Annotated in this window: 21 protein-coding genes; 8 read left to right on the top strand and 13 right to left on the bottom strand. The window is 49.5% G+C overall.

Annotated features, from left to right (window positions below; translation table 11 throughout):
* Positions 1-15: 15 nt before the first annotated feature.
* On the top strand, positions 16-723 hold the full coding sequence (locus BCF53_RS09740) for a FadR/GntR family transcriptional regulator (protein WP_132701541.1): 708 nt from the start codon (positions 16-18) through the stop codon (positions 721-723).
* Between the two features lie 334 nt (positions 724-1,057).
* On the opposite strand, the gene BCF53_RS09735 is transcribed toward BCF53_RS09740, so the two are convergent.
* From BCF53_RS09735 to BCF53_RS09685, 11 genes are all read right to left on the bottom strand, one after another.
* Positions 1,058-2,536, bottom strand: a complete 1,479-nt coding sequence (locus BCF53_RS09735) for a sodium:solute symporter family protein (protein WP_132701540.1) — start codon at positions 2,534-2,536, stop codon at positions 1,058-1,060.
* Between the two features lie 242 nt (positions 2,537-2,778).
* Entirely contained in the window at positions 2,779-3,762 is a 984-nt protein-coding gene (locus BCF53_RS09730; protein ID WP_132701539.1) for a LysR family transcriptional regulator, read from the bottom strand.
* A 272-nt stretch (positions 3,763-4,034) separates the two neighbouring features.
* Entirely contained in the window at positions 4,035-4,958 is a 924-nt protein-coding gene (locus BCF53_RS09725; protein WP_132701538.1) for a beta-keto acid cleavage family enzyme, read from the bottom strand.
* Positions 4,959-5,001: 43 nt separating this feature from the next.
* Entirely contained in the window at positions 5,002-6,180 is a 1,179-nt protein-coding gene (locus BCF53_RS09720; protein ID WP_132701537.1) for an acetyl-CoA C-acetyltransferase, read from the bottom strand.
* 103 nt (positions 6,181-6,283) lie between these two features.
* A complete protein-coding gene (locus BCF53_RS09715; protein ID WP_132701536.1) occupies positions 6,284-7,252 on the bottom strand; it encodes a cyclase family protein in 969 nt (322 codons plus the stop codon).
* Between the two features lie 86 nt (positions 7,253-7,338).
* The gene (locus BCF53_RS09710) at positions 7,339-8,292 is read right to left on the bottom strand and encodes a 3-hydroxyacyl-CoA dehydrogenase family protein (protein ID WP_132701535.1); all 954 of its coding nucleotides are present in this window, start codon (positions 8,290-8,292) and stop codon (positions 7,339-7,341) included.
* A gap of 34 nt (positions 8,293-8,326) precedes the next feature.
* A complete protein-coding gene (locus BCF53_RS09705; RefSeq protein ID WP_132701534.1) occupies positions 8,327-9,142 on the bottom strand; it encodes an SDR family NAD(P)-dependent oxidoreductase in 816 nt (271 codons plus the stop codon).
* 41 nt (positions 9,143-9,183) lie between these two features.
* Positions 9,184-9,543 (bottom strand): cupin domain-containing protein, encoded by a 360-nt coding sequence (locus BCF53_RS09700; protein WP_132701533.1) that lies wholly within the window; start codon positions 9,541-9,543, stop codon positions 9,184-9,186.
* Positions 9,544-9,547: 4 nt separating this feature from the next.
* Positions 9,548-10,201: a 3-oxoacid CoA-transferase subunit B gene (locus BCF53_RS09695; RefSeq protein ID WP_132701532.1), complete on the bottom strand. Its 654-nt coding sequence runs from the start codon at positions 10,199-10,201 to the stop codon at positions 9,548-9,550.
* A gap of 5 nt (positions 10,202-10,206) precedes the next feature.
* Positions 10,207-10,857, bottom strand: coding sequence for a CoA transferase subunit A (locus BCF53_RS09690; RefSeq protein ID WP_132701531.1), 651 nt, complete (start codon positions 10,855-10,857; stop codon positions 10,207-10,209).
* 360 nt (positions 10,858-11,217) lie between these two features.
* Positions 11,218-11,859, bottom strand: a complete 642-nt coding sequence (locus BCF53_RS09685) for a bifunctional 4-hydroxy-2-oxoglutarate aldolase/2-dehydro-3-deoxy-phosphogluconate aldolase (RefSeq protein ID WP_132701530.1) — start codon at positions 11,857-11,859, stop codon at positions 11,218-11,220.
* A gap of 360 nt (positions 11,860-12,219) precedes the next feature.
* Between BCF53_RS09685 and BCF53_RS09680 the strand changes: the two genes are divergently transcribed.
* Both BCF53_RS09680 and BCF53_RS09675 read left to right on the top strand, forming a co-directional pair.
* The gene (locus BCF53_RS09680) at positions 12,220-14,958 is read left to right on the top strand and encodes a polysaccharide lyase family 7 protein (protein ID WP_132701529.1); all 2,739 of its coding nucleotides are present in this window, start codon (positions 12,220-12,222) and stop codon (positions 14,956-14,958) included.
* 136 nt (positions 14,959-15,094) lie between these two features.
* On the top strand, positions 15,095-16,483 hold the full coding sequence (locus BCF53_RS09675) for a phospholipase D-like domain-containing protein (protein WP_132701528.1): 1,389 nt from the start codon (positions 15,095-15,097) through the stop codon (positions 16,481-16,483).
* Positions 16,484-16,499: 16 nt separating this feature from the next.
* Here BCF53_RS09675 and BCF53_RS09670 read toward each other — a convergent pair whose 3' ends face one another.
* Positions 16,500-17,999, bottom strand: a complete 1,500-nt coding sequence (locus BCF53_RS09670) for an Lcl C-terminal domain-containing protein (protein WP_165901871.1) — start codon at positions 17,997-17,999, stop codon at positions 16,500-16,502.
* Between the two features lie 134 nt (positions 18,000-18,133).
* On the opposite strand from BCF53_RS09670, the gene BCF53_RS09665 reads away from it, so the two are divergent.
* The 3 genes from BCF53_RS09665 to BCF53_RS09655 all read left to right on the top strand — a co-directional run bounded on the left by BCF53_RS09665 (position 18,134) and on the right by BCF53_RS09655 (position 21,426).
* On the top strand, positions 18,134-18,769 hold the full coding sequence (locus BCF53_RS09665) for a YceH family protein (RefSeq protein WP_132701526.1): 636 nt from the start codon (positions 18,134-18,136) through the stop codon (positions 18,767-18,769).
* A gap of 18 nt (positions 18,770-18,787) precedes the next feature.
* A complete protein-coding gene (locus tag BCF53_RS09660; RefSeq protein ID WP_132701525.1) occupies positions 18,788-20,497 on the top strand; it encodes a DUF3592 domain-containing protein in 1,710 nt (569 codons plus the stop codon).
* A 200-nt stretch (positions 20,498-20,697) separates the two neighbouring features.
* Positions 20,698-21,426, top strand: coding sequence for a PEP-CTERM sorting domain-containing protein (locus tag BCF53_RS09655; RefSeq protein WP_165901870.1), 729 nt, complete (start codon positions 20,698-20,700; stop codon positions 21,424-21,426).
* A 276-nt stretch (positions 21,427-21,702) separates the two neighbouring features.
* Here the strand turns inward: BCF53_RS09655 and BCF53_RS09650 are convergent, their stop codons facing one another.
* On the bottom strand, positions 21,703-22,626 hold the full coding sequence (locus BCF53_RS09650) for a methyl-accepting chemotaxis protein (protein WP_207902694.1): 924 nt from the start codon (positions 22,624-22,626) through the stop codon (positions 21,703-21,705).
* Between the two features lie 528 nt (positions 22,627-23,154).
* Between BCF53_RS09650 and BCF53_RS09645 the strand changes: the two genes are divergently transcribed.
* Together BCF53_RS09645 and BCF53_RS09640 are read left to right on the top strand one after the other, a co-directional pair.
* On the top strand, positions 23,155-23,910 hold the full coding sequence (locus BCF53_RS09645) for an SDR family NAD(P)-dependent oxidoreductase (RefSeq protein WP_132701522.1): 756 nt from the start codon (positions 23,155-23,157) through the stop codon (positions 23,908-23,910).
* A 203-nt stretch (positions 23,911-24,113) separates the two neighbouring features.
* Entirely contained in the window at positions 24,114-26,858 is a 2,745-nt protein-coding gene (locus BCF53_RS09640; protein WP_243645811.1) for a M16 family metallopeptidase, read from the top strand.
* Positions 26,859-26,877 lie beyond the last annotated feature (19 nt).

Raw genomic sequence — 26,877 nt, 5'->3', positions numbered from 1 at the left:
TAGAAGGAAAAACTGATGACCACTCAATTCACCAATATCGGGGAAGAGAAAAAGCACCTTAATGCACAGGTAGCCCGCGAATTGGCGGTAAAAATACTCTCTGGCGCGATCAAAGAAGGCGAAACGCTGCCCAGTGAACCCGTTTTATGCGCCAAAATGGGCGTCAGCCGTACAGCTTTTCGTGAAGCAATCAAAATGCTTTATTCCAAGGGTATGGTTGAATCCAAGCCCAAGGTAGGTACCCGGGTCTGCGACAAGACCAAGTGGAACTTTCTCGACGTCCAGCTTCTTGAATGGATGGTCGATGTAGAAACCACTGAAGATATCTATCACCAGTTTCTGGAGCTGCGCCGGGCGATTGAACCGCGTGCCTGTGCTCTAGCGGCTCAAAATGCAACGAAAGAACAGCGTATTGCCATGACAACGGTTTTCCAGCGTATGGTTCATGTTGCTGATAACTTCGACCAGGCCGACTGGATTGAAGCCGATGCCCAGTTCCATCGCATGATATTTATCTCTACCGGAAACAGTTTCTTTGTGCCATTCGGAAATGTTCTGGCAACAATTTTCAAATGGTTCTTCCTGTTCTCCTCCAAAGAAGGTGGCGTTTGCATTGGTGAACACCGTGATATGTATGAAGCGATTATGGCCGGTGAATCTGAACGAGCCTACAACGCCTGCCTGTCATTGATGCATACTCATAAGCACCGTCTGACCGACTAATAACCTGTCAAAAAGAATCATAAAAATCTACACCAGCAGCAAGACCAAATTACAAACCCAAAAAAAGCCTCCACATCGGGAGGCTTTTTTATTTCACGCAGGGCTCTATAAGAAGTTTATTCCTGCTTGCTGAAATAGAGCGTGAAGAAGTAGAGAATAAAGCCGGAGGCGATAACGCCCATCATCCAAATATCTGTCTGATCCATTAGTTTTCCTCCTCATGGCTAACGGTACCCAATACCTTTACAACGATTTCCGCAATGATGACGACGGAGAAGATCAGGCCAAACGCCTGTAGAAATAATTCTGTCGCAAAGTTCATATCCTGTTCTCCTTATGCCGCTTGTTGAGCCAGTTTGTACTGACGACCCAGGCGTGCTGGTTTGGAATCTTTCGCTAACGCAAACAATACAACGGTGAATGTCAGTGCCACTATCGCAGTAATGTGCGCATTCATCAGTGGCGCAGTAGCCGGGATAGCCTCCACGATAAGTTCTTTCACAGGTCTGATAGTCCAGGCCAGGTTACACGCCCAGGCCGTCAACAGAACAGTGATGGCGGCACTGGCACTGCGCTTCCAGAACAGGCCGGCAATGGTGATAAAGAACAATGGCGCCAACCAGGCAAACAGCCAATTAATAGCCGGAACAATGGCTGGCTGGTTAAAGAAGGTCAGCACAGCACCAATGACACCGAAGGTGATGATCATGAACTGGATAGTTTTCTTTTCCTGCAAGGCAGTCATTTCGCCTTTACGATTCGCCTGAATAATGTCTTTGGTGAAGATTGTCGCCGGCGCCAGAACAGTCATGGCATAAGTTGAGAGCAATGCGCCTAAGAAGCCCGCCTGCAGCATAACCACCAGCCAGGTTGGCAGCAGTTTAACCACCAGTGTGGCCCCCGCCAGTTTCGGCCCCAGCTCAGCAAACTCCGGAATTGTTGCCGCAGCCAGTCCCACCAGAACCGGAAACACACCAAACAGTCCATTGATGGGTGCTGCAATCCAGATGGAACGGCGAATGGTTTTTTCATCGCGGGCAGACATTGCCGCCGCCATACCCTGTTGGTTCACAGATTGAGAGAACACCACGGCAAAGATTGTCGCAATACCAAAGCCGAACAGCAGATCAGGGGTACCGAACAAACTGAGTTTGAATTCCATATCATTTTCGATATAGAAGTTCTTAACACCGTCCCAGCCTTCCGGCAGCACGAATGCCAGGTAAATACCGGCGATGATGATAGAGCCATACATGACAACAGCATTCACCAGGTTCACCCACATGGTTTGCTTGATGCCGCCCATGGTGACATAGGCCAGGCCAATGATTGCGCCAACGATGACCGAGACTGGTAGAGACCAGCCACTGGTGGCAGACAAGGCAATACCCAGCGCCTGAGTTTCCAGGGATACCAGACCAAAGACCACCATGCCGCTAACACAAGCCGTCAGGTTACGCATTTGTTTGCCGTACATATCACCCTGCAATTGAGGAATGGTGGCACAGCCCAGTTTGCGTACCCACTGACCGGTGCCCAGGCAAATAACACACATCAGGATGGTATGGGCAAAGCAGAACCATAAGGCTACGGCACCCATGCCGAAAGACATTTCCATTAGCCCGTACACGTGAGCAGAACCCAGGTAGGTAATGGCCAGTGTTACGGAAAACATAGCAATTGAAGCATCACGCCCGCCCGTTGCCATGTCGGTGACATTGCCCAGCATTTTATCGCGATGACTTAGATACCAACCTATACCGCCAATAACTACGGCGTTATAAATCAGCACTAACACCAGTACTGTATTCATAGACAATCCTCTTTTTATTTTTATTGCTATTGATTTTGAATGCGGTGTTATTTTTATGTAGGCATTCGTTTATAAAGCCCGATTAGCTTAACTGAGGGGATAGCAAATTACGTCTCACCCCTGCAACGCTGCGTTGCGCAACTGCAATAGATATTTCGGATTTTTGAACTAGAGAATAAAAGAGTGATTTTTAATAAAAAAAGCCGATAAAAATCGGCTTAGATTACAGACAGAATAAGGCTTCAACCCTCATTCTTGAAGATATTCACCTTCTCACGGTGCCGGGAAAGGAAAAACTCTTTAAAGACGTTGATGCACTGCACCATAAAGCGCTTCGGTTGGTAGTAAATATTCAGGTACCAGTCGTCGGTTTCATAATCCGTCATGATTGGGACCAGCCGTCCGCACTCAATGTGGCGGGATACCAGGAACTCCGGCAGATAAGCAACGGCAATGGAATTTACCGCGGCTGCGGCCATCATCTTGGCGTCTGACAGCTCAATGGCCTTGCTGATTCTGAACGGGTATACCTTGCCGTCTTTCTTGAAGATCCATTCATTCTCATTCAGCAGTGCCTTGGAATAAAGGCAGCGATGCTCACTGAGTTCTTCCAGCGTTTTCGGTTCACCATTTTTGTTCAGGTAAGTGGGGGAGGCCACTGTAACAAACTTTTCATGCAGCAGGTTACGACGCACCAGCTGCAAGTCTGAATCCCGGGTTGACGACTTGCCTGCCAGGGCAAAGATAACAAAGTCGTGATCCTTCAGGTAATCCATGCCTCGTGGGGTGACCGTCATTTGCACGTTCACCAGCGGGTGCTCCGCTAAAAACTCGCCCACGATGGGCAGCAATACTTTTTCTGCATAGATCGGTGAGCAACAGATGCGGATATTGCCGCGAACCTCTGTTGAAAATTGAGTCAGCTCATTCTTTAACAGGTATATGTCTTTGCTGATTTCAGAGAATTTATCGTACAGGTACTCCCCTGCCTCAGTTGAGCGCTGGTTGGGGTTGTTGCGCTGATACAACGGCATACCGAGTTCAGACTCCAGATCCTGCAGCCAGCGCGACCCGGTACTAGTGGAGACCCCCATTTTTTCAGCGGCTTTAGTAATTGACCCGGCATTAATCAGCTCAATAAAGAAGAGCATTTTGACCAGCTGCTGCGGGTCCATCGAGCCAATGTTGGTGTGAATTTCTTTTGATTCAAGGCGTTTTTCGATCATTACGTACCTTCTCTTCCCGTAACTTTCGGGTATGGGATTTTATTTTTTTTATATACAGAACGGACGGGCTGCAAAAACTGACTAAAAACCAAACAACAGCCCGAAAACTACGACGAAGTTAATGAATAAGCGGATGCAAATCCAGAACATGAATCAACAACTCAGTGATCAGATACAACAATTACAATCAATAAAAAAGAAAGCACCCAATAAAAAAGGGAGCAACGGCTCCCTTCGTTTATGATCAACTTTCGATCAGGCCTCTTGTGGGCTTATTCGTATGTCTTCCAGCTTGGGAAGTTTTGCTTGTTCAGATTCAAAATCTGACGCGCTTCATCCGGTGTCGCAATTTCCAGATCGTTACAAGCCAGCATATCTCGGGTACGGTCAACGAATTCAACGTTAGACTTGGCCAGCTGACCGCGGCGGTAGTATACGTTGTCTTCCATACCCACACGGATGTGACCACCCAGCGCGATACAGGCATTGATGATTGGCAAGTGACCACGTCCAATACCCAGGCCACCCCAAGTGAAGTTATCACCCCAGTAGCGACGAACTTCGTCCAGCATCTGCATCAGAATGTGGACATCGGCGGGTGAACCACCCGGCGCACCCAGTACGAACTGGAAGTGTGGACGAGTGAACGGGTTATGAACCTCTGGCTCACCGGCTTCACGGGCTTTGGCGTTGGCTTTTTCGATCGACTTTTTATAGAACAGTACGTTGTGGATCATACCGATATCAAAAATTTCGATTTCCGGAGTCACACCCGCCAGCGGCATTTCTTTCGCCAGTTTCGCCAGGAACGTCGGCGTGTTTTCAAATACGGTGGTGTGTGCCCAGTTCATCGTACCAGCATCGAAGGTAGCGATTTCAGGGCGCAGCTCCTGGAATGGGGCCATACGAATTTCATCGGCAATACCCAAACCACCAGAGGTGGTCAGATTGATCACGATGTCGCACTTGGCTTCACGAATATAACCCACCGTTTCAACGAACTTAGCCAGATCCATTGTTGCGTTCTGGTTGTCGTCACGCACATGAATGTGAGCAATCGATGCACCCGCAGCATGACAGGCAATAATTTCATCGGCTTCTTCGCGTGGTGTTACCGGCACATCCGGGAACTGTTCTTTTTTAGGCCAGGCACCGGTACAGGCAACGGTCAGAATTCTTTTGTTTTCCAGAGACATATGTATTACCTCTTCAATTAATATTTATTATTTCGTAATGGGTTTAGCCGCGTTCAACGATGACCGCTGCCGCCTGACCGCCACCGATACACAGTGTTGCCAGACCATATTTGGATTCACGTTTTTGCATTTCATGCACCAGGGTGACCAGCACACGGGCACCTGAACAGCCAATCGGGTGACCAATGGCAATCGCGCCACCGTTGACGTTGGTTTTTTCAGGGTCCAGACCCAAGTCCTTGCAAACAGACAGGGCCTGAGATGCAAAGGCTTCGTTTGCTTCAATCAAGTCCAAGTCGCTCACCGTCAGCTCAGCTCGCTTCAGCGCCAGTTCGGTAGCAGGAACCGGTGCATAACCCATGATTTCTGGTGCGCAGCCCGCAGTTGCCTGCGCCTTAATCGTTGCCATTGGCGTCAGGCCAAGTTCCTGAGCCTTTTCTTTAGTCATCAGCACAACCGCTGCTGCACCATCGTTAATACCGGAGGCATTAGCCGCGGTAACGGTGCCGTCCTTCTTGAATGCAGGGCGTGGCTTGGAGACGGTTTCCATCGTTGCGCCAAACTTAGGAAATTCGTCGGTATCAACAACGACATCACCGCGACGGGTAGTGATGGTGTGTGGCGCGATTTCATCTTTAAAACGTCCGGAGGTAATCGCAGCTTCGGCTCGGTTTTGTGACTGCACCGCAAAGGTATCCTGATCTTCGCGAGTGAAGCCGAATTTCTCTGCAAGGTTTTCAGCCGTGATACCCATGTGATAGCCACCAAAGGCATCGCTCAGACCATCGCGCAGCATGGTGTCGACCATTTTGCCGTCGCCCATCTTCGTGCCGTCACGCATGCCGGTCACAATGTGACCAGACTGAGACATAGACTCTGTACCGCCAGCGACAGCAATTTCTGCCTCACCACAACGAATCTGGTTGGCTGCATCCATAACCGCTTTCAGCCCGGAGCCACACACCATAGAGACGACGTTGGCTGTGCGATCTTCCGGAATACCGGCGTTAATCGCGACCTGTCGGGCCGGGTTCTGGCCTAAGCCTGCATTGAGTACGTTACCGAAAACCAGTGTGTCGACCTGATCAGGCTTCACACCGGCAGCTTCTAATGCCGCCGTCACAGCAGTCACACCCAATTCAACCGCAGAAACGTTATTAAAAGCGCCGAGGAAGGAACCAACAGCCGTACGTTTTGCGCTGACAATGACTATGTCTTTCATTTATTACCTCATCGCATAAAAAATTTAAAAGAAAAGGAGAAGACAAAAACCGCAGCCTGCTCCGGGTCAATGAGGCAGTCGGGCTGCCTCATCGAACGGCCTATTAATGGTCGCCGTACGGGTAAACGCGATCCGGTACGTCGTTAACATCGTCTTTGTCGATAATCGCCATCAGACGGGTCATAGAACCATCACCGCAATACAGGTTCAGAGGTGCGCCAACGATGGTGCAACGCTTGCCGGCAATCTTAGCCACGTTGCCACCCACGTTTTCCCATCCAACTTTACCGTTACCCAGCAGTAACTTGTGGCAAGGCTCCCAAACGCCATTACACATACCTTTTTCTTCCACCAGGCCGTAAAGCTCCTGATAGGCGTCTTCACCATGAATTTCTTTGTACAGTTCACGGTCAAAGTGAGCGAACTCTTCAATGCCGAATTTTTCAATGTACTCATGGCGCAGTGGCAGACCGGAATAGCCTTCCAGACCCATGGATAATTTACCGGCAAGCTTCTCGCCGATAGAGGTGTGCAGCGGGTGATCCAGAGCTTGCTGATCAACACCTAATGCTTTGATGTCGTGCTTCATGCACCAGTGACCAACAGACGCGCCCACACCGGTTGCATAGTGGTAGTACTGCTTGCTGTCGTCCCAGATTTCGCTCATACCGGTGTAGATAATCACGATCATGTCTTTCAGTTCTGCATGGCTGACACCGGTTTTCGCCAGCGCTTCGTCCATGTGATCCGCCTTGATCAGCGTCCACTGTTCCAGGTGAGAAAGGTCTAAACAGACGGCTGGGCCGCAGTAGGCGTTCAGATCCATTTCGTGCGTGTAACGCGCGCGACGACCATCGAATTCAGTTTCAATAACGTGACGTGGCGAGTCAGCGTGAGTACCGCAGTGCATAGGCATCTTGAAGAACTGAGTCAATACACCCGATTTTGCCAGGCCGTGTGCACGGGTAATTTCTGGCTGTGGAAAATAAGGCCACTGTGGCGACTGAGAGCCAACCGGGTGAGAAAGGTCAACAATTACTTTGCCTTCAAAAGGGTTTACATATTTCGTCATTTTTATTCTCCTGAGAATTGCTAGCAGCAATATGTAATAAAATAGATGCGCCAATCGGCCGCCCGCCCAGAGGCGCATCGCAAACTTTAGGCTTGCGCCTGTTTTCGGTATTTAGTTTGGTCAATCAGATACTTGAACAGATCGTCTTTCGATTTCTTCGCTTCTGCCTCGGTCCATTTCTGGAAACCTTCGCCCGTTTTGAAGCCGGACTTGCCATCTGCTACCAGGTTTTTCAGTGTGCTGCTTGGCTCGGTTCCGGAATACAGATACTGGAACATGTAGTTGTGAATGTTCAGGCTGAGCTCGGTTGAAACCATGTCGGCATTTTCAAACGGCGCCAGTTGCGGAACGCGGAAACCGAATGAATTTTTAATGCACTCATCAATGGTTTTCGCATCGGCGATACCCTGATCAAGCATATAGAACGCTTCACGCCACAGCGCATGTTGCAGACGGTTTGCCAGAAAGCCCGGTACGTCTTTCTTACATTCGGCTGGTGCCTTACCACATTCAGTCAGCAAGTCCATCGCCGCGGTGATGACGTCATCGGCAGAGTCTTCTGTACGGATCACTTCAACCAATGGGATCAATACCGCCGGGTTCCAGAAGTGCATACCGATAACACGGTCTTTCTTCTCACAAACCTCAGCAATTTCAGTAATGGATTTCACGGATGTTCCGGAAGCGAAGATGCAATCCGGACGCGCGTGTTTTTCCATTTCCTTGAACGTCGAATGTTTAATGTCCATGACTTCCGGTACAGATTCAAAAATCATGTCGGCGTTTTCATAAGCTTCGATGGCATCTGCGGTGATGCTGATGCGATCCAGAATTTCATCTTTCTTTGCAGGATCAATCAGGCCTTCGCGGATGAACATATCCAACTGACCAGACATGTCTTCAACCGCAGTACACTTGGCAACGCTGCGCGTCTTGATGGTCACGTTGCGACCACCGGATGCAAAAATCTGCGCGATGCCAACACCCATCATGCCGGAGCCGCCGACGATGGTGATGTTTTTAATATCAGAACTCTTCATACAAATTCCTTCACTCGTGATAAAAACTGCCGGCTTAGCCCGCAGTACAACCGCCGTCTACATAGATAATCTGGCCGTTAATAAAGTCGGAACCCGGTGATGACAAGAACAGAGTCAGACCAATCATGTCGTGAGTTTCAGCAACACGGCCCATTGGCAGACGCGCCAGGAATGGAGCAATACGCGCAGGGTCTTCACAGATTTCCTGAGTCAGAGGCGACTTAATCAGAGTCGGAGCAATGGCGTTGATGTTAATGCTAAAGCCTTGCTTAACGCCTTTAATTGCCCACTCGGTAGCCATTTGCTTAGTTAGGGAGTCAACAGCCGCTTTAGAAGCAGAGTAAGCCGTGTAGCCATCCGGGTGGCCACAGAAGCCACGAACTGAAGAGGTGTTAACAATCTTACCGTGGCCCTGATTCATGAAGTAACGGCCAAACACTTGGCAAGGCACCAGGGTGCCGGTAACGTTTACGGACAGAACCTGTTCAAACTTATCAGCTGGCATTTCTTCAGCCGGGGCGCGGAACGCCATACCCGCATTGTTCACCAGAATATCGATACGGCCATACATTTCATGAACCTTATCAACAATCGCCTGCTGAGCTTCCGGGCTGGTGACATCGCCGGTAATTGCCGTACATTCGCCACCCACTTCTTTAACAGAGGCAACGGTTTCTTCCAGGGTTTCCATACGACGAGCTGTTACCACAACTTTAGCACCGTGCAGTGCAAACGCCTGTGCGTATGCCGCACCCAATGTGCCATTACCACCGGTGATTACTGCCACCTTATCTTTCAGGTCAAAAATGTTTTTCGCGAAGTCATTGCTCCAGGATTTAGTCATTGCCATGATGATTCACCTTTTATCTTTTAAAATTAGTTTTTGTTTTATTAAGCGTTTGGCGCAGTAATAGTGACCAAGACAACGGCTTTACTGCCGCCACTGACCCACATCTTGCGCTTTTCATTTGGCAGCATAGAAATAGAGGCTTGCGGGCCTGCCACAAATTGTTCACCGGCTTCGTTTTCAACGGTGATTTCGCCTTCAACCACAAAATAGGTTTTTTCGGTTTCGGCACCAAAGGTACCAGCGCCGTATTGCCAGTCTGCACCGCCGTCAGCTTCGAAGGTTGACAGCCCTTGCCAGAATTTGGTCAGACCGGTTTCTTCGCCCTGAATTTTTACGCAGGAGACACCAAAGTGAGCGGGTGGTTCGTATGCGTTTACGTCTTGAGTTTCTACAAGTTTCATATTGTTATTCTCCAAACACTTTTACATTTTCAGGAACGATCAATTCAGTTCCGGTTTTTTTCAAAACTTCTTCAACGCTGGTATTGAACGCAACTTCACGCAACACCAGGCCTTCTTCAGTGGGTTCAATAACCGCAAGCTCGGTGACGATCAGATCAACACACTTAAGTGCGGTGAGTGGCAGAGTGCAGGCATCAAGAATTTTCGGCTCACCGTTTTTATTGCAGTGGGTCATCATGATGATGACGCGCTTGGCACCACTCACCAGATCCATCGCACCGCCCATACCGGCAACCATTTTTTTCGGGATCATGTAGTTGGCCAGGTTGCCTTCACGGTCGACTTCCATCGCGCCCAGCACGGTGGCATCGACGTGACCGCCACGGATCAGACTGAAGGACAGCGTGGAATCAAAGTAGGCAGCACCCTCAACAGCGGTGACCGGTGTGCCGCCGGCATTGGTTAAATCCCAATCTTCCTTGCCTTCTTCCGGGGTTGCATCCAGACCGACCATGCCATTTTCAGACTGGAACACCACATGCTTTTCAGCCGGTACAAAGTCGGCTACAGAAGTCGGCATACCAATGCCCAGGTTGACAAGATCGCCTTTATTCAATTCTTCAGCGACGCGTTTTGCTATAAGGTTTTTAACTGACATCGCTTTTACTCCACCAGGTAATCAACAAGAACAGAAGGAACGGAGAAACTGTTTACGTCGTGCACGCCGGGCTCAACAATTTCATCCGCCTGTACCAGAACCAGCTCGGCAGCTGTGGCCATAGCAGGGTTGAAGTTCGCCGTAGTTTTATTGAACTTGGTGTTGCCGTACACATCACTAACGGAGGACTTGATTAACGCAACGTCGGCTTTAATGGGTTTTTCCAGCAGAAAGTCTTCGCCATCAATGGTCACAACCTGCTTACCTTCGGCCACCAGCGTACCGACACCGGTGCGGGTCAATACACCGCCAAGACCAGCGCCACCGGCACGAATCTGCTCGGCCAGTGTGCCCTGCGGCACCAGGTCTATTTCCATTTCACCGGCGTTCATTTTGTCGCCAGCAGTACGGTTCAAACCAATGTGGGAAGCGATAAGCTTTTTAACCTGACCGTTTTCAATCAGTTTGCCGACCCCTTTACCTGGCAGGCCTGCATCGTTGCAGACAATCGTTAAATCTTTCACACCAGATGCGACGACAGCATCGACTAACTTTTCCGGTGTACCAATAACCATGAAGCCACCGACTAGAACTGTCATGCCATCTTTAAGCATGGAAGCAGCCTGATCCGGCGCGATAATTTCTTTCTTTAACATGCGGGGTCTCGCTCTAAGGAGGTTGGCAGTTGTTGTTTTTGTTGAAAGTTACTCTAGCGACTAATAAATTTTTCAGAACAGCACACATGGGAATCCTCCTTCCCATGAGCGAGAATCAGCACATATAAATAGTAGGAACAGCAAAGTCTGCTGAAGAATCGGGCTGCAACCCGCGTCAGTTATGCGTTTGGAAAAATTTGGAGTTCAAAGATCAGTGCGTTGCATGAGTGGGACGGGCGCTTTGCAGCAGAAAAAACCGGTCACTTTACGTAAAAAGCACAAATAAGTGACGGATTGAAAAACAGGCAGGCATAAAAAAGAGCGGATAACCGCCCTTTTTAATAATCTATAAAAGCGGGATTACTGAATCAGTGCCGCAGCATCTTTGGTCAGCTTGGCAATCTCATCCCACTTCTCACCGTCTACCAGGTCAGCAGGAACCATCCAGGTACCGCCACAGCAGAATACTTTTGGCAGGCCCAGGTAATCCATCGCGTTATCAACGTTCACACCGCCCGTTGGCATGAAGTCGACCGGGTAAACCGCGTTCAATGCTTTCAGCATACCAACACCGCCGGAAGGGCCGGCCGGGAAGAATTTCAGAACCTTCAGACCAATGCTCATCGCCTGCTCAACGTGGCTTGGGTTATTCACACCCGGGATGAACGGCAGGCCTTTGGACATGGCGTACTTAACAACTTCCGGGTTGAAGCCAGGGCTTACAGCGAAGTCACAGCCGGCTTCAATTGCCATATCAACCTGTTCGGTGCTCAGAACTGTACCCGCGCCCAAAACCATTTCCGGGCAGGCTTTGCGGATCTCTTTCATGACTTCTACTGCCGCCGCAGTACGGAAGGTAACTTCGGCACATGGCAAACCGTTTTCAGACAGGGTTTTACCCAGCATTGGGGCTAATTTGGCATCGGAAACTGCCAGAACCGGTACAATTTTGATTTCGGCCAGTTTATTACGAATCGCTTCTACTTTTTGATCATAGGACATGGACTTACGCCTCGTTTTATCTTGTTGTGTTTTGGGGTTTGGCAGACTAAACACTCAAACCGAAAACGATATTGTATTACAAATAAATTTAGCTAGCGATGCCATTTCTGCCAATTCCTAGCCTGCCATAGCGGTGTTACATCAACTTTTTGACTTTTCACCGCTGTTAGGCCCTTCAATTGTGAATCAATATCAAAAAAGAACATTTCGGCTTACAACCCAAAGTAATATTGTATTACTATATGCTCTTAGGGGTCGCACTCACCTCAAAATTGGCTAATTGCAGATCGTTTGCCGTCAAGTTGTGCACTGTATCTGCAAAAGCACCCCAATACACAAAAACAAAACAATGGGTAAAATATGAAAAATCTGCTCTCAAGTCGGCTGACAGCCGCTGCGGCAATTTCCGCATTATCCGCCTTCAGTACGGTCATGGCCGCCACACCGGTTTCAGTTACAGCCAGTGAACATGACGGTAACGCACCCGAATTTATGTTAGACGGCGATCTTTCTACGCGCTGGTCAGCAAACGGTGAAGGCCAATGGGCGTTATTTGAGCTAGATAAAGCTCAAACCATCGATGCGGTTCGTGTCGCATTCAGTAAAGGTAACGAACGCACTAGTTCATTCGAGCTGGAAGTCAGCGTCGACGGTAAAAAGTGGACCAAGGTTCTGGACAAACAGACTAGCTCCGGTTCAACGCTGGATTTCGAACGCTATCAGCTGGCGGCTCCGGTTGAAGCAAAATTCATCCGCTACACCGGCTTCGGCAACTCCAAGAGCGGCTGGAACAGTGTGACTGAATTCCAGGCAGTGAATTGTGCTGTAGAGAAATGCGCAGATACAGACATTGTTCATGCCGGCATGGGTAAAACAGAAGCAGCCGAACCGGTTGCCGTCTCCAGCAGCGAACATGATGGTAACGGGCCAGAAAACATGCTTGATGGCGACCACGCCACCCGTTGGTCTTCCAATGGTGACGGCCAATGGGCGCTGTTTGAATACGACAAGCCTTACAGCTTCGATGCCGTTCGCATGAGCTTCCATAAGGGCGACGAACGCACCTCAACCTTCAGCATTGAAGCCAGCACCGACGGTGAGAACTGGACCCGAGTTCTGGATCACGCTGTTTCTTCCGGCTACACCCTGAAGTTTGAGCGCTTCGATTTCGATGCCCCGGTTGATGCTAAGTTTATGCGCATCGTTGGCCACGGCAACTCCGGCAGTGCCTGGAACAGCGTGACGGAATTTAAAGCTGTGAATTGCTCGGTTAACGACTGCCCAAGCAACGAGATCATCACCGCTGAAATCATCGCTAAAATTGAAGCAGAGAAAGTTCTGGCCGCAAATTCCGGCCCGGCAAGCAAGCTGAGCGACTGGAAAATCACCTTGCCGACGACCTACGGCGCTTTCTTCGGTCAGCCAAATGAAGAAGGCAACCTGGAGACTGCAGCAGAAATTCTGCCAAACGGCTGCTCCGTTGACGGCTCTACCTTCGGCGAGAAGACCAGCAACGAATACTTCAATGCAGATAAAAACGGCTGGCACTTCCGTGTACCTCTGGAAGGCGGCGCAACCACGCCAAACACCACATACATCCGCACCGAGCTGCGTGAACTTCATAGCTGGGAGCCTTGCGGCGACACCAGCCTGGCCAACTGGGCTTACGATGGCGGCACGCACACCTTAGGCGCGACCCTGCAAATCAATGAATTCCCGGCTGAACCTAAGAAGAAAGATGGTGTATCTCCGGATCGTCCGAAGGTTGTTCTGGGTCAGATTCACGCCCATGACATCGATGCGGCAACCGCTAAGCTGCTGTGGGAAGGCGCAGACAAACCCATCCGCGTTATCCTGAACAAGAGTACTAAAAAGAGCGCGTTCTCCGTCAGCCTGGGTAAAATTGCCGACCCGAGCAAGCCTTGGGTTTATATCATCAAGATGACTGGCGAAGGTATTGAGCTTTCTGCCGGTGGCGTTACCAAGCTGCTGAAGTTTGGCCAGGAACTGGATCACGCCTGGAAGAAAGAGACCTTCTACTTCAAAGCCGGTTTGTATCCACAGATTCATCCGGAATCCGGTGGTGCCTTTGACGTAACCTACTCAAAAATCTCAGTTGAGCATGTGAAACGCCCGGGTGACTTCGGTGAAGTCGTTCCGACAGAATGTAACCCAGCCGTATTTAACTGCTCCAATAAGTGGGGTGTCTGGTGGCCAGTGCCATTCCCGAAAACTTACCCACCTAAGAACCCTCAGGCAAACCTGCCTCCTGGCAAAAACTTTGATCTGAGCGAGTGGTACCTGTCTGTTGGCACCGACCACGATGCCAATGGTAAGCCGGACGATGTACAGCCACAGTACCTGATCTCAGGTTGGGAGCACCCAGAGTTCTTCCACACTGCAGACGACGGTGGCTTAACTATTAAGAGCTACATCAAGGGTGTTCGTACCTCTAAAAACACCAAGTATGTTCGTACCGAGCTGCGTGAAATGCTGCGCCGCGGTGATGAAAGCATTGGTCTGCAAGGCGTCACCAAAAACAACTGGGTATTCAGCAGTGCACCTGTTGAAGACCAAAAAGCAGCTGGCGGTGTTGATGGCGTATTGGAAGCAACACTGAAGATTGATCACACCACAACAACCGGTGCGCCTGAGCAGGTTGGCCGCTTCATTATTGGTCAGATTCACGCCAATGACGACGAGCCAATTCGCCTGTACTACCGTAAGCTGCCAAATCATGAAAAAGGCTTCGTGTACTTCATGCATGAAAACCGCAATGAAGGCAGTGATATCAAGTTCGACCTGATCGGTGAATACAACGGTAACCCACAAGAGCCGGAAGATGGCATCGCCCTGGGTGAAGTATTCAGCTACCGCATTGAGGTGGTTGGCAATGAAATGACTGTCACCATTATGCGAGATGGCAAGCCAGACGTGACTCAGGTTGTCGATATGTCTGAAAGCGGCTACGACGCAGGCGGCCAGTACATGTACTTCAAAGCCGGTGTTTACAACCAGAACAACTCTGGTGACCCGGATGACTACGCTCAGGTAACCTTCTACAAGCTGGAAACCTCGCACGGTCAATACCAGGAATAAGATTCCGGGTATAACGAACGTTACACAAACCTAAAGCCGGCTCTTGCCGGCTTTTTTAATTTGCGAACCGGTTATTTGATGAACCGCTGCCAATGGTCAATAATTCTCTGACTTTTCAGTTACGGCGGCTTTTCCAATGCGTGCGCAAGCGATCGCTCTCTTCCTGGCCCTGCTTTTAATCACGGCCTCGTTTTTATACGGTCAATTCCAGGCGATGCCGGATGGTACGAATACCCAATCAAAGCCGATTTACGTCAGCGATGCCGACATCGATTTTCTCTACGATCTGACCAAAAACACCGGCACTGAACGCATCATCGACCAGGAAATTTTCGAAAACGTTTATGGCCTGATCGACCGGGCGAATGAATTCCTGGTCATCGATATGTTTCTGTTCAATCACCGGAGCAACCCCGACAACCCCATTCCGCTCGGGCTTAACTTCAAAAATAAACTGCTGCAGAAGCGCCAGCAGCAACCGGATGTGCCCATCTACTTCATTACCGACTACTTCAACACCTTTTACGGCTCTTCGGCCAATGCATTAATTGACGAACTGGCAGAAGCCGGCGTCAACATCATCTTTACCGACACCAGAAAACTGCGCGATTCAAACCCCCTGCTCAGCGCTTTTTACCGTATTTTTGTTCAGCCCTTTGGTCTGCCGAGTGCACCCGGTGGGGTCATCCCCAACTTTCTCGGTGAAGGCAAGATTGCACTGCGTTCCTTGCTGACACTGACCAACTTCAAAGCCAATCACCGCAAGCTCATTGTGAATGAGAGTGAGAGCATGGTTATCTCCGCCAACCCTCACACTGGCAGCAGCCTGCATTCCAATGTCGGGGTGAGGGTTCAATCCAGTCTGCTGGTCAGCGAACTGCTTCGATCAGAACAGAGCATTGCCCGGTTTTCAGATGCCGATATTCCGTTGCGGCCCGTGGCCACCGCAAGCGAGGGCGATATAGAGCTGGTCTACCTGACCGAACAAGCCATCGAGAGCGCCATTATTGAAGAGATTCAGCTGGCCGGTAGTCACGATGAAATCAGCATTGGCATGTTCTACTTTTCTCACCGGAAAATACTCGAGGCCTTGCTTGCCTCGAAGAGTCGCGGGGTTAAGATCACCCTGATTTTGGATGCCAACAAGGATGCCTTCGGTTATGAGAAAAACGGTATTCCCAATCGACAGGTGGCGCTGGAAAGCCACCAGAACGGTATTGATGTACGCTGGTATAAAACCAATGGCGAGCAATTTCACAGCAAGATATTCCTCAAGCAGGCGGCCCATCACGACACCGTCATTCTAGGTTCGGGCAACTACACCCGCCGTAACCTGAGCAACTACAACCTGGAAGCCAACCTGCGCATAACCGCGCCCATCGGCTCCAACTTCTCCACGGAGGTGCGCAGTTACTTTGCCGAGGTACTGGCTCACTCCCTGCCTTTTGCCGAGTTTGAAGACACCTCAAAGCTGCGTTATGCCATCTACCGTTTTCAGGAATGGAGCGGCCTGAGCACCTTCTGACCCAGGCCATGCTGGCCTATTTAATCACCCGCACCGCCCGCACCATGTTGCGGGCATAGGTTTCGTCACCCTGCGGGTGTTTGCCACCATTCCACGGGTAGAACACTTCGCCATTGCCAGCACTGCGGGTATCGCCACGCTGCGCACCGGCACCGTGAACATCCATCGACCGGTTACCCAGCGCGCCCATGGCACGGCCAAAGCTCATATCGATACTTTCATTGCGCTCGCAGAACGGTGTTGATGTCCAGTAGTCGCTCCAGTCCTGGATACCGGCCATATTCACAATCGGCGTGCATTCAAACAGCGGGTCGATAGCCGGAGAGTTAGTGACATCCGGGCAACGCTCGTAATCGAGAATGCTGTGCAGCTGTTTGGCATCGGGCAGTCGCCAGTCGTCATGGCCGGCGAAGTGCAGGTTTTCGCAGTAGTTCATCGCCGAGCGCCAGTCCATACGGCCATCGCCGGTTGGCCCGGTACGGAAGGTGCCGCTGTCGTATTTCATCCACATCAAGCCGGTGGCCAAATCAGAAACCGTACCATCGCCGTTATCGACGAACATATTCTGGCCGTAGTGTGTATTACCGCGCACATAGAACACAGTAAAGGTTTTCACCGATGGGTAACCCTTCAGGAAACCATCGCGGAAGTTGTAACCGAACATGGTCGTCGTGGAACCCAGCGTTTGGCTGCGATAGATGGTGCTGGTGACGGTTTGGGTATCGAGGAAGCGATCGCCTGGGTTCAGCACTTCCGGCGAATCTGGCATTTCAAAGAAGTCGGTATCGAAAAAGGGTTCTGAGGTATCAAATTCAAAGCCGAACGAGCCGGAAAAATCAGCCAGTGAGTACAGCTCTTTAATGGTCGGTATACGCCAATCATTAAAGCCACCCAACTTACGGGCGTTGAACTCATCAAGGCCTTCCATCGCTTCTTTAAAGGTTTTCTTTTCTTTGCCAAACAAAAACGGACTGCTGGTCCACATCAGACCAGTGACCTGATCTTCAACAATCATCTTATCGTCATCGAAGAAGCGATAGCTTGGCTGATTAACCAGATCAGTCTGGTTGTAGTAGGCGCTCTGGCGGCCAAAATCTTCATCCGGTTTCGGCGGATTGCCCGGCTCAAACTCACCGCTATCGTGGTAAAACTTTTTGGTGCCGCAGCTGACAATCGGGTAGCCGCCTTCGGCCGGCGAGTAACCCACCTTTTCGTGCAGTTGCGTTGCCAGTGCACGGGCTTCGTCGACGCTCAGCTGTGGTGTTTTTGACAACAGAAACGCCAGGGTTTCGGCTTCCTGGTCATTGAGCAGCCCAACCTCACGGGCAATCTCAATGGCCTTGCCATTATCTCCCTGAGCGTCGCCATCGAGAATTTCAATAAACTTAACCTGCTGATCCCAGCTGATTGCATGCTGTGTGAGGGCCTGAGCAACCCTGGCGTCGATATAACCCAGTGCATCCTTAGCCGGCATGCCAGTGCCGAGCTTTATTTCCGGTTTCGTAGCTTGATCCATAAGATTAACCTTTTTGTTATTCGTGTTAACGGGCACTATTAAAAACAGAATGCTCCAAAAGCAAACAGCAAAGATAAAAACTGCAATCTTATCCCTGCACGATCCAGGCAAACAACACATGAATGGGTGTAAACATGACAGATGAAAACCAAATAGACACGGCCCTGCTATCCGAAACTGAAGCACGGGTTCTTGGCTGCCTGATGGAAAAACAACTGACCACACCGGATGTTTACCCGTTAACACTGAACAGTCTGGTGACCGCCTGTAACCAAAAAACCAGCCGCGAGCCGGTTATGAACCTGCAAAGTGGCGAGGTGCAGCGTTGCCTGAACGAATTACAGGAGCGCGGTCTGGTTGAAATCGACTATGGCTCCAGAGCCGATAAATACGACCAGCGCCTGAACCGAAAACTGCACTTTGATAAAGCCGACCAGTCTGTATTCTGCCTGCTCCTGCTGCGCGGCCCCCAAACAGTGAATGAGCTGTTCAGCCGCAGCAAGCGCATGGTCGATTTTGCCAGTGCTGGTGACATTAAAGACCTGATCGAACGGCATCTGGCTAAGCTTAAGCCACTGCTGATGACCATTCCGGCACAGGCCGGGCAGCGCGAAGACCGCTACATGCACCTGCTCTGTGGTGAGCCCGACCTGTCAGCACTGGCGCAAGCCCGGCCTGCACCGGCAACCGCCAACACCTCAGAACTGGAATCCCGGGTCGCCAAACTGGAAGAACAGATGGCAGCATTGATGGCAAAACTGGGCGAATAACCGAGGCTGAGCCGGCATATGAAATTTCAGAAACCTAACCTGTTCCTACTGCTGTTTTCACTGCCGTTCTTTTCCGTCGGCGTTGGCTTTCTGGTGCTCAGCATCATCCCATCACTCTATCTCGCCGCCACCGTACCCCACTGGCAACAGGTACCGGCACAACTGGAGTACGCTAATCTGGCCACGCACTATGGTGACGACAGCACCAGTTACCTGGCCGAGGCGCGTTACCGCTATCAGGTAGGCGGCGTCAGTTATGTCAGTGAGCGGGTTGGTATTGCAACTTCCGCCGATAATGTCGGCAACTGGCAGCTGAGTACCGGCCACAAGCTGGAAAGGCTTTACGCCAGTCAGCAGCCGGTGATGGCCTATGTCAATCCGTCCAACCCGGAACGGGCGATGCTGTTCCCGCAGATGCGCTGGGGCTTGTTTGCATTCAAGATGATCTTCGTCGTGGTCTTTGGTGGCTTCGGGGCCGGTATGATGCTTGCCGCCTTCATTAAGAGCCCGTCGGCCCGCGTTAAATCCAAACACAAAGGCAAGCCGGTCAAACAACACCAGCATTCCGATGCTATCTACTCCGGTGCACGAGCGAAATTCTGGATCATGCTGGTGATGGCGCTGGTTTTTACCGCGGTCAGCATTGCAGTTTCGATGGTTATACCGCGAGAGCTACAGAGCGGTAATAAAGCCATTCTACTGGTACTGATATTCCCGTTTGCGACGCTGTTTATGATCGTATCAACCGTTAAAGAGGCGAATCAGCTACTGCGTTTTGGTCGCAGCCCACTGATACTGAGCCCATCTCCGGCAGGTATTGGCGGCCACCTGAACGCGACCATCGACATCAATACGCCTCACAGAAGCAACCAGCACTATCGGGTGACTCTCTGCTGCGTTAACCGGCGCAGAACCGGCTCAGGGAAAAACAGCAGTACCAGCGAAACCATCAAATGGGTGGAGGAAGGCGTTGCCTACCCGGAGCTAAACTCGCAGGGAGGAACGCGTCTGCGTTTCGCGTTTAATATCCCGAATAAGCTGCCAGAAACCGAAGAAGCCTCGCATAATTATCACTTCTGGCGTTTAGACCTGGAAGCAGATATCGCCGGAACGCTGCTAAAGCGTTCCTTCAATGTTCCGGTACAGCAAGTACAGAACCCTCAGCCAGCGCAACGCTATCTGGCTACCGAAAACCCGTTGATGCCGTCCTTAAATAACAGCCGTATCGACGCGTTGGATATGGAAGACCGCAGCCATGAAATTGAATTCTATGTTCCCCGGTTTTCTTACTTTAAAGACCGGTCTTTCAGTTTTCTTTTCGGTGCTATTTTTCTCGGCTCAGGCATTGGTGTTTCGATTGCCGGCGCACCTTTTATCTTCACGTTGATATTTGTGCCCATCGGCAGCATTTTCTGCCTGGCATCGCTGTACACACTGCTGACATCGATCCGAACAATGGTTCGGGAGGATGGCATATACCGGCAGACATCATTTCTTGGCCTGTACAAGAAGAACAGCCATATTTCTTTTAAAGAATTCAGCGACTTCACTCTCAAGCCCGCCATGATGTGGCAGAACGCCCAGGGCGCCCGACGTCACTTCTTTGCCATTGTGGCGCGCAGTGATCAGAAAAAGAAAATTACCGTCGTTGAGCGGGTAGAAGGCAAAGGCTCTGCCGAGTCTTTAATTCGCAGGTTTGAGGGTGTGATGGAACCACTGAAGTTTTGAACCAAAGCAGTTCAAGTCGAGCGCCTGAAACGAATGGTGTTCAGTTTGACCAGTGACGCAATTTTTTACATAGCATAACAATTTACCGGGCCAATGCGCATGCAAGCCCCGAATACAGTGCGCTGTAGAAACCTGGCATAAATCATGCTAATTTATATTCTGGCTCAAAGGAGCTGTATATTACCTTCATGGAGAGAGTCATGAATCTCAAAAAAACATTATTACTTACCTCTGCGGCTTTGTTTTCAGCATCGTCTTATGCAACGGTCCTGACATTTAACAGCAGCAGCGAAACCGTTGCCGATGAGCTGACCTTTACAGCAGATTCAGGTGTTTCGGTTACTGTAAGCTCTGGCGTTTCGTACAGAGCAGAAAACGTTGCAAGCGTTGACTTTGACCTGGGCTCGGTGACGACAAACGACGCTTCTAACGTATACCAAGGCATTTTAGGCTTGGGCGCTACGTCGACCCTGACCACAACAAATGGCTGTAACAGCGATTCAAACGCAATAGACCAGAACCTGCGCAGCTGCTCCGGCGGTGACGAAATCCTGTTCTTTGACTTCAGTACCGATGTAACACTCGACACAGTCTGGTTTACCGAAGTGAGTGATGGCACCTCTAACAACACCACTCTGTACAACATCTTCTACAGCACCGATGGCTATACCTATACTTCAGTATTTGATGCCACCCGTAACGGTCTGCACCAGTATGCCGCCGAAACAGATGGTTCGTTAAGCACACTGATCAGCGCCACTTATGAATACTGGGCCGTGGCAGTCACCGGCTGGAATGATGCTGATGGTGCCTACATCAACGCTATTGAATTCACGGTTCCGGAGCCCGCAACACTGGCACTGCTGGCCCTTGGTTTAGGCGGTATCGTCGCTTCTCGTCGTAAGGTAAAAAGCTCCAGCGCAGCCTGAGGCTTCGTAGCGGCACTCAGTAAGAATCCTGCAGGGTTTCCGCAGGGTTCTTATTCTTCCTGGTGCAGGCCAAGCAATACGGCTCATTTAGACCACTGTCAGATTTTTTTACAATCCAGCTCATCCCGGCAAGACTATGTCTTTCAAGGCACTTATTGTGATTTGCGTCACAAACATAAGAAAAACACATCACAAGTGTCGGATTTCTTTACAGGTCTATCTGACTGGCGATACAACTTACCCGCCTGCTTGCCGCAACTGCACAATGCTCTGCATTCACGATAGGCCAACCCCATTGCCTTGCTCGGCAATCAGTTCATCACAATGCGCAAACTGCTCAGTTAATAAATCCAGCTGCTGGTTGATGCCCTGGACGAATTCAATTTGTGCCGTCGTATAGCCAACGGCCAGGTCGACATTGGTGCTAATTCGATCAACCGATTTCACAGCGGCTTCTGCTTCGGCCGAGACCGACTCGATGCTTTGCTCAATTTTGTTGGCCGCATCCTGCGCCCGGGTCGCCAGATTACGCACTTCATCCGCAACAACAGCAAAGCCCCGCCCCTGCTCACCAGCACGCGCGGCTTCAATCGCCGCATTCAGAGCCAGCAGATTAGTCTGAGCGGAAATATCGTTAATCTCCTGCGCCAGATCGCTGATAACCAGCACCCCCTTACCCAGCTGTTCAACTTCGCCTTTGAAATTTCGAATGAACTCGGCGTCCTCTTGGGTGGCTTTGGCGGTACCGTTAAGATATTCAAACGTTTCCAATGCTTTCTTGCGTACCGACTCTGCATTTTCTGCGGTTTGCTGGACGTGCCCGGCAAGCTGCGCATTCACACCCTGCATAAGCTCGACCCCGCTTTTCAGCGCGATTAACTCCGCCTCCTGTTGCTGCTCATGGCGTGCATTCGACTCGTTTAACTGATGCAACTCCTGTTGGTAACGACTCAACTCAGCCTCCAAACTACTCAACTCACCAGCCTGGGCGGCGTTACGTTCCAGTATCGCTCGCACACCCGCTTCAACGTTGGCTATTCCGCTGAGCTGAGAGTCGGCAACGTAAGGCATCAGCTTTGCCTCAAATTGTTTGATTTTGTTGTTTATTGAACCCAACACAAAACCAACACCGACCACGACAACCAGCAGCGCGAGCCACAAGTAGAGCGAGCCCGCAGTGCGCCCTGTTGCCAGAAACACTAGAAAAAGCCCCAGTAACAGTAGAGAACTAACGAGATATGTGTTGCGAACAGCCGGCAAGTTTAAAAACATAATAGAGCCTTTAGTGAAGTGAAAACCAAGCGGAGCGCTACCTGGGGCGATGGAGGTTATCGCCCGGCCAAGCCACTTCCGTTAACATTTGTAACTGAATACCCATGAAAATTGGGTACTGATGTAGCGAATATCGGCCAGGCTTGAGAAAACTGAATTATTTTAAATGAGCCAGATCAGTCTGAATCGCCCTTTCAGGTCAACAGGCATGCACTGGAGGCAATTTTCCGGAAACAACATTTCAAATATTTGCGATATAGTAATACAATAAGACTAAGTGTTTAGGGCTGATGCGTGAGAAGTACTGGATATCAAAAAATAACAATCCGGTGGCATTAGGCTGAGGCGATAGAAATATCACCCGACCGAGCTGTTGGTGTTCATTTTTCCTGTCCCGTTCCTGATCACTTTTATGTCCCCTTTTAGGTAAATGTTAAATTCACGGAGAAAATTAAAATGTCTAAGCAAGTTGCATTTGTTACTGGCGCAACTGGTGGTATCGGCTTCCAGGTTGCTAAGCGTTTAGGTCAAGACGGCTACACTGTTGTACTGAGCGATATCAATGATGAAGCGGGCGCTGAGCGTCTGGCAGAGCTGACTGCAGCCGGTATCGAAGCAGAATACCTGAACTGTAACGTGATGGACGAAGAGTCTGTAAACAAAGCAGTATCTTCTGTGGGCGAAAAATACGGCAAAATCGACGTTGTAGTAAACAACGCTGGTGGCCTGGGCGGTCGTAGCCCAATCGAAGGTATGGAGACTGACTTTTTCCGTAAGGTTATGGCTCTGAACCTGGACAGCGCTTTCTATGTATCCCGCGCTGCCATCCCTTACCTGAAGAAGTCTGATAACGCTTCTATCATCAACTTCACATCTAACGCTGGCTGGAACGCTGGTGGCCCAGGTGCTGGCATCTACGGTACTTCTAAAGCTGCGGTTCACACCTTTACCCGTGCTCTGGCAAAAGAACTGGCACCTGCTGGCATCCGTGCTAACGCTGTTTCTCCGGGCACAATCGATACTCCGTTCCACGCTCAGATCAAAGAAACCAAGCCTGAAGTATTCGCTTCTTGGGCTAACAGCATCATGCTGGGTCGTTTAGGTCAGCCAGAAGAAGTTGCTTCTGTGATTTCCTTCCTGGTGAGCAAAGACGCTTCCTTCATCACTGCTGAAACTATTCAGATCGGTGGTGGTCAGGCTCTGGGTATCTAATCCCTGCCTGCTATTGCAAACCCCTGTTTGCATTAGAAAAAGAAAAAGCACTGATGGCGCAAGCCTTCAGTGCTTTTTTAGGGCTGTAGTAAAACAGCAGACTTCTGCCTAGAGAACAAAATACACACCGGCTGAACATTGTTGAATTGAATTTGGCATAATCAAACCCTGAGAAATATCAACAAAAGGACTTTGATTAGGTGATGATAAAAAAGATATTCATAGTATTTGCCTGTACCCTCTCGCTCTACGGCCATGCATTTTATTTTTATGATCACGCAGATACCTACAGTTTTGAAGGTAAGCCGACGTTAATCCTGTGGCCTTCGGACGACATTTATGCAAATGACCAGGTTATCCTTAAGCTCATTGTTAATGCTGGCAGTCTACAGGAAAGCGACGACCAATTAGGTTACGCACACTTTGTAGAGCACATGGCTTTCAACGGTACCGAGTCTTATCCAACATCTACCCTTCAAAAGAAGCTCGAGTCTCTTGGTCTGGTAATCGGTAATCATTCCAACGCCCATACCTATTACGATTACACGGAATTCACCATTGAATTAAAAACAGATGACCGTCAACAGCTGGAATCCGCGATTGAAATTTTATCTCAGTGGTATCAAAGCATCGAATTTAATGCTGACGAGGTGGACCAGGAAAAAAAGGTAATCACCGCAGAGTTCATGTACAGAGACTCCGGAAAAAACAGTATCTACCAAAAGCTGAACGACACCTACTATCAAAATTCAGAGCAAATTAAACGGTACCCAATCGGCACCTTAGAAAGTGTTCGGCAAGCAACGCCTGCAGGCTTAAAAAAGTTCTACCAGACTTGGTACAACCCATTAAACACATCAGTCATAGTGACTGGCGATTTTAATGATGATTTCGTTAAAGCTAAATTCAACCAATACTTTAAAGCAAACAAATCGGCCACTTTCATTGCACCAACACGCTCCGATACAACCGATCAAACCACAACAAAAATCGTACTTTCAGAATTTGATCGTTTCTCTACTGAAAGCGTTTTAACTTATGCCTTCGTTGCAGATATTAAACCAGTTAAAACCAAAACCGATGTCATTGAACTACAAAAGGTTCAGGCAGCTTTCGATATTCTCGTTCAACGCATTGAGGCAGATGCGCGAAATGATGCATTGATCTCTAGCATTGATTGGGAATGGCACCAACCTAACGCCAATCAGCAAATGATTCGTCTTAACCTGTACCTCAGTAATAACGATTTCGAACAAGCAACCAGAATAGTCAAATCCCACCTGCACAACCTGAGTGAAGGCGGTATCCAAAAGAGCGAGCTTTCGCATTGGCAAGCCAACAGAATCAGTGAAGAAGCTCAGTATGGCGATGATGTTCATAGCATAGCCAATGCACTTGAATTGCAGGTCGTCACTGATTGGCCAGCAATTAGCCAAATCGAATATATCGATATATTAAAGGGCTACCTGATGCGATTGACCGTGCAAAACATAAACGAAGAAATCACACAACTTATGGAAAGCCATCAGAAGCTTTATATAATCAGCAACAATGATGATGGCAGGCGACCTACGGATGACGAACTTAATACCTGGTTAGCCGATGCACCACAAGCTGCTAGTGAAAAATCATTTGCCGCTGCAGACTACACCGAGCTTAACCTCGATGTAAAAACGACGGCAGAAGCCAAAATAGAGTCTCAAATAAAACACTTAAACTCTATTTACGAATGGCAATTTGCCAACGGATTCCGGGTTCTGTTTAAACAGGATAACAGTGATATCGCCTATTCACTGATCAGCAGTAATGGCTTAAACGCTGTTGATCCATCCGATGTACCCGCCGCACGAATAATGCTGGATGTTGCCGGAGAGTCCGGTCTAAGAAACCTGACAAAAACTCAACTGAACTCCTGGTTGGTAAACAACGGACTGAGCTTTGAGTTCAGCAGCTACTATTCTTTTTTCGTTGTCAATGGGCTTTCAAAATCTAAGGATTTTTCGACCTGGCTCAATGTGCTGCATCTGTTTCTTACCGATGAACGCTTAGATGAAAGCGCCTTTCATAAGGTTCGTGTGTCTTCACTCAACCAGCTTGATAAAATTCATACATCGCCGTACATAGAGTGGCTGAGGCTGGTGGACTCAACGCTGTACAACAATGAAATCGAAACCCGTACCCTAACACAGCAGGAAGTTGAAGCTATTCGCTTTGAAGATATCGAAAGAGTGTATCAGCAGCACCTTATGGGCAATCAAAACTACACACTCGCCATCGTTGGCGACCTTCATCCCCGCACTGTTGAACACTTCGCTAAAAAGTATATTGCCACTATACCCAGCCAGTCACGCAAGAAATCAAAACCCAGGGAAACTTATGGGCCAGCTACCGAAGGTGATTACATCGGCTACGGCTCAGGCGCTATAACATCCGATGTAACTCTGCGCTTTAAGCTGCCAAAAGCAGAGTTTGCAGGGCAGCCCAAAGAGTGGAGCCCACTTCTTGAGTATTGGCTGGAATCGGAGCTGTTCAGAACCATCAGAGAAGACCAGGGCTTGGTGTATTCAATTGCAGCGAGCATTCCAACAACGGATAAATTTGAACCCTTTATATACCTAATCATCAACACCCAGGTAGACCCGGAAAACATCGGACAAGTCAAAGAATCCATTAGAATGTTGCTCTCTCGATTAGCCTCAACGCCGCCCAAAAACAGCGATAAGAATGCATGGATGAAGTCCATTCACAAACTATCTGTCCATAATCGAAGAGACTTTCAGCTTGTCTCTAAGCGTATAGCGGCCGCCAATACTCTTGAACTGCCACTGGACGATGTTTTAAAGCCGCTACCTGAACATACAACCGTATCACCAGAAGACTTAACCCATTATCTTACTTTGTTTCTCAGCGACAAAGCACTGAAAACCTCCTTTACCTTCAACCCTTAGAAAGTGATAACCCCTAATT

The sequence above is a fragment of the Reinekea marinisedimentorum genome, from assembly GCF_004341165.1.
Lineage (GTDB): Bacteria > Pseudomonadota > Gammaproteobacteria > Pseudomonadales > Natronospirillaceae > Reinekea > Reinekea marinisedimentorum.
The sequence above is the reverse complement of the archived record's forward strand: the minus strand, read 5'-3'. Positions and strand labels throughout refer to the sequence as shown.

Excerpts from the sequence above, each read along its gene's own strand:
- BCF53_RS09735 (WP_132701540.1), bottom strand. The coding sequence starts at position 2,536 with ATGAATACAGTACTGGTGTTAGTGCTGATTTATAACGCCGTAGTTATT.
- BCF53_RS09705 (WP_132701534.1), bottom strand. The coding sequence starts at position 9,142 with ATGGCAATGACTAAATCCTGGAGCAATGACTTCGCGAAAAACATTTTT.
- BCF53_RS09715 (WP_132701536.1), bottom strand. The coding sequence starts at position 7,252 with ATGACGAAATATGTAAACCCTTTTGAAGGCAAAGTAATTGTTGACCTT.
- BCF53_RS09675 (WP_132701528.1), top strand. The coding sequence starts at position 15,095 with ATGCGTGCGCAAGCGATCGCTCTCTTCCTGGCCCTGCTTTTAATCACG.
- BCF53_RS09740 (WP_132701541.1), top strand. The coding sequence starts at position 16 with ATGACCACTCAATTCACCAATATCGGGGAAGAGAAAAAGCACCTTAAT.
- BCF53_RS09690 (WP_132701531.1), bottom strand. The coding sequence starts at position 10,857 with ATGTTAAAGAAAGAAATTATCGCGCCGGATCAGGCTGCTTCCATGCTT.
- BCF53_RS09695 (WP_132701532.1), bottom strand. The coding sequence starts at position 10,201 with ATGTCAGTTAAAAACCTTATAGCAAAACGCGTCGCTGAAGAATTGAAT.
- BCF53_RS09700 (WP_132701533.1), bottom strand. The coding sequence starts at position 9,543 with ATGAAACTTGTAGAAACTCAAGACGTAAACGCATACGAACCACCCGCT.
- BCF53_RS09670 (WP_165901871.1), bottom strand. The coding sequence starts at position 17,999 with ATGGATCAAGCTACGAAACCGGAAATAAAGCTCGGCACTGGCATGCCG.
- BCF53_RS09730 (WP_132701539.1), bottom strand. The coding sequence starts at position 3,762 with ATGATCGAAAAACGCCTTGAATCAAAAGAAATTCACACCAACATTGGC.
- BCF53_RS09645 (WP_132701522.1), top strand. The coding sequence starts at position 23,155 with ATGTCTAAGCAAGTTGCATTTGTTACTGGCGCAACTGGTGGTATCGGC.
- BCF53_RS09710 (WP_132701535.1), bottom strand. The coding sequence starts at position 8,292 with ATGAAGAGTTCTGATATTAAAAACATCACCATCGTCGGCGGCTCCGGC.
- BCF53_RS09720 (WP_132701537.1), bottom strand. The coding sequence starts at position 6,180 with ATGAAAGACATAGTCATTGTCAGCGCAAAACGTACGGCTGTTGGTTCC.
- BCF53_RS09680 (WP_132701529.1), top strand. The coding sequence starts at position 12,220 with ATGAAAAATCTGCTCTCAAGTCGGCTGACAGCCGCTGCGGCAATTTCC.
- BCF53_RS09655 (WP_165901870.1), top strand. The coding sequence starts at position 20,698 with ATGAATCTCAAAAAAACATTATTACTTACCTCTGCGGCTTTGTTTTCA.
- BCF53_RS09725 (WP_132701538.1), bottom strand. The coding sequence starts at position 4,958 with ATGTCTCTGGAAAACAAAAGAATTCTGACCGTTGCCTGTACCGGTGCC.
- BCF53_RS09660 (WP_132701525.1), top strand. The coding sequence starts at position 18,788 with ATGAAATTTCAGAAACCTAACCTGTTCCTACTGCTGTTTTCACTGCCG.
- BCF53_RS09685 (WP_132701530.1), bottom strand. The coding sequence starts at position 11,859 with ATGTCCTATGATCAAAAAGTAGAAGCGATTCGTAATAAACTGGCCGAA.
- BCF53_RS09665 (WP_132701526.1), top strand. The coding sequence starts at position 18,134 with ATGACAGATGAAAACCAAATAGACACGGCCCTGCTATCCGAAACTGAA.
- BCF53_RS09640 (WP_243645811.1), top strand. The coding sequence starts at position 24,114 with ATGATAAAAAAGATATTCATAGTATTTGCCTGTACCCTCTCGCTCTAC.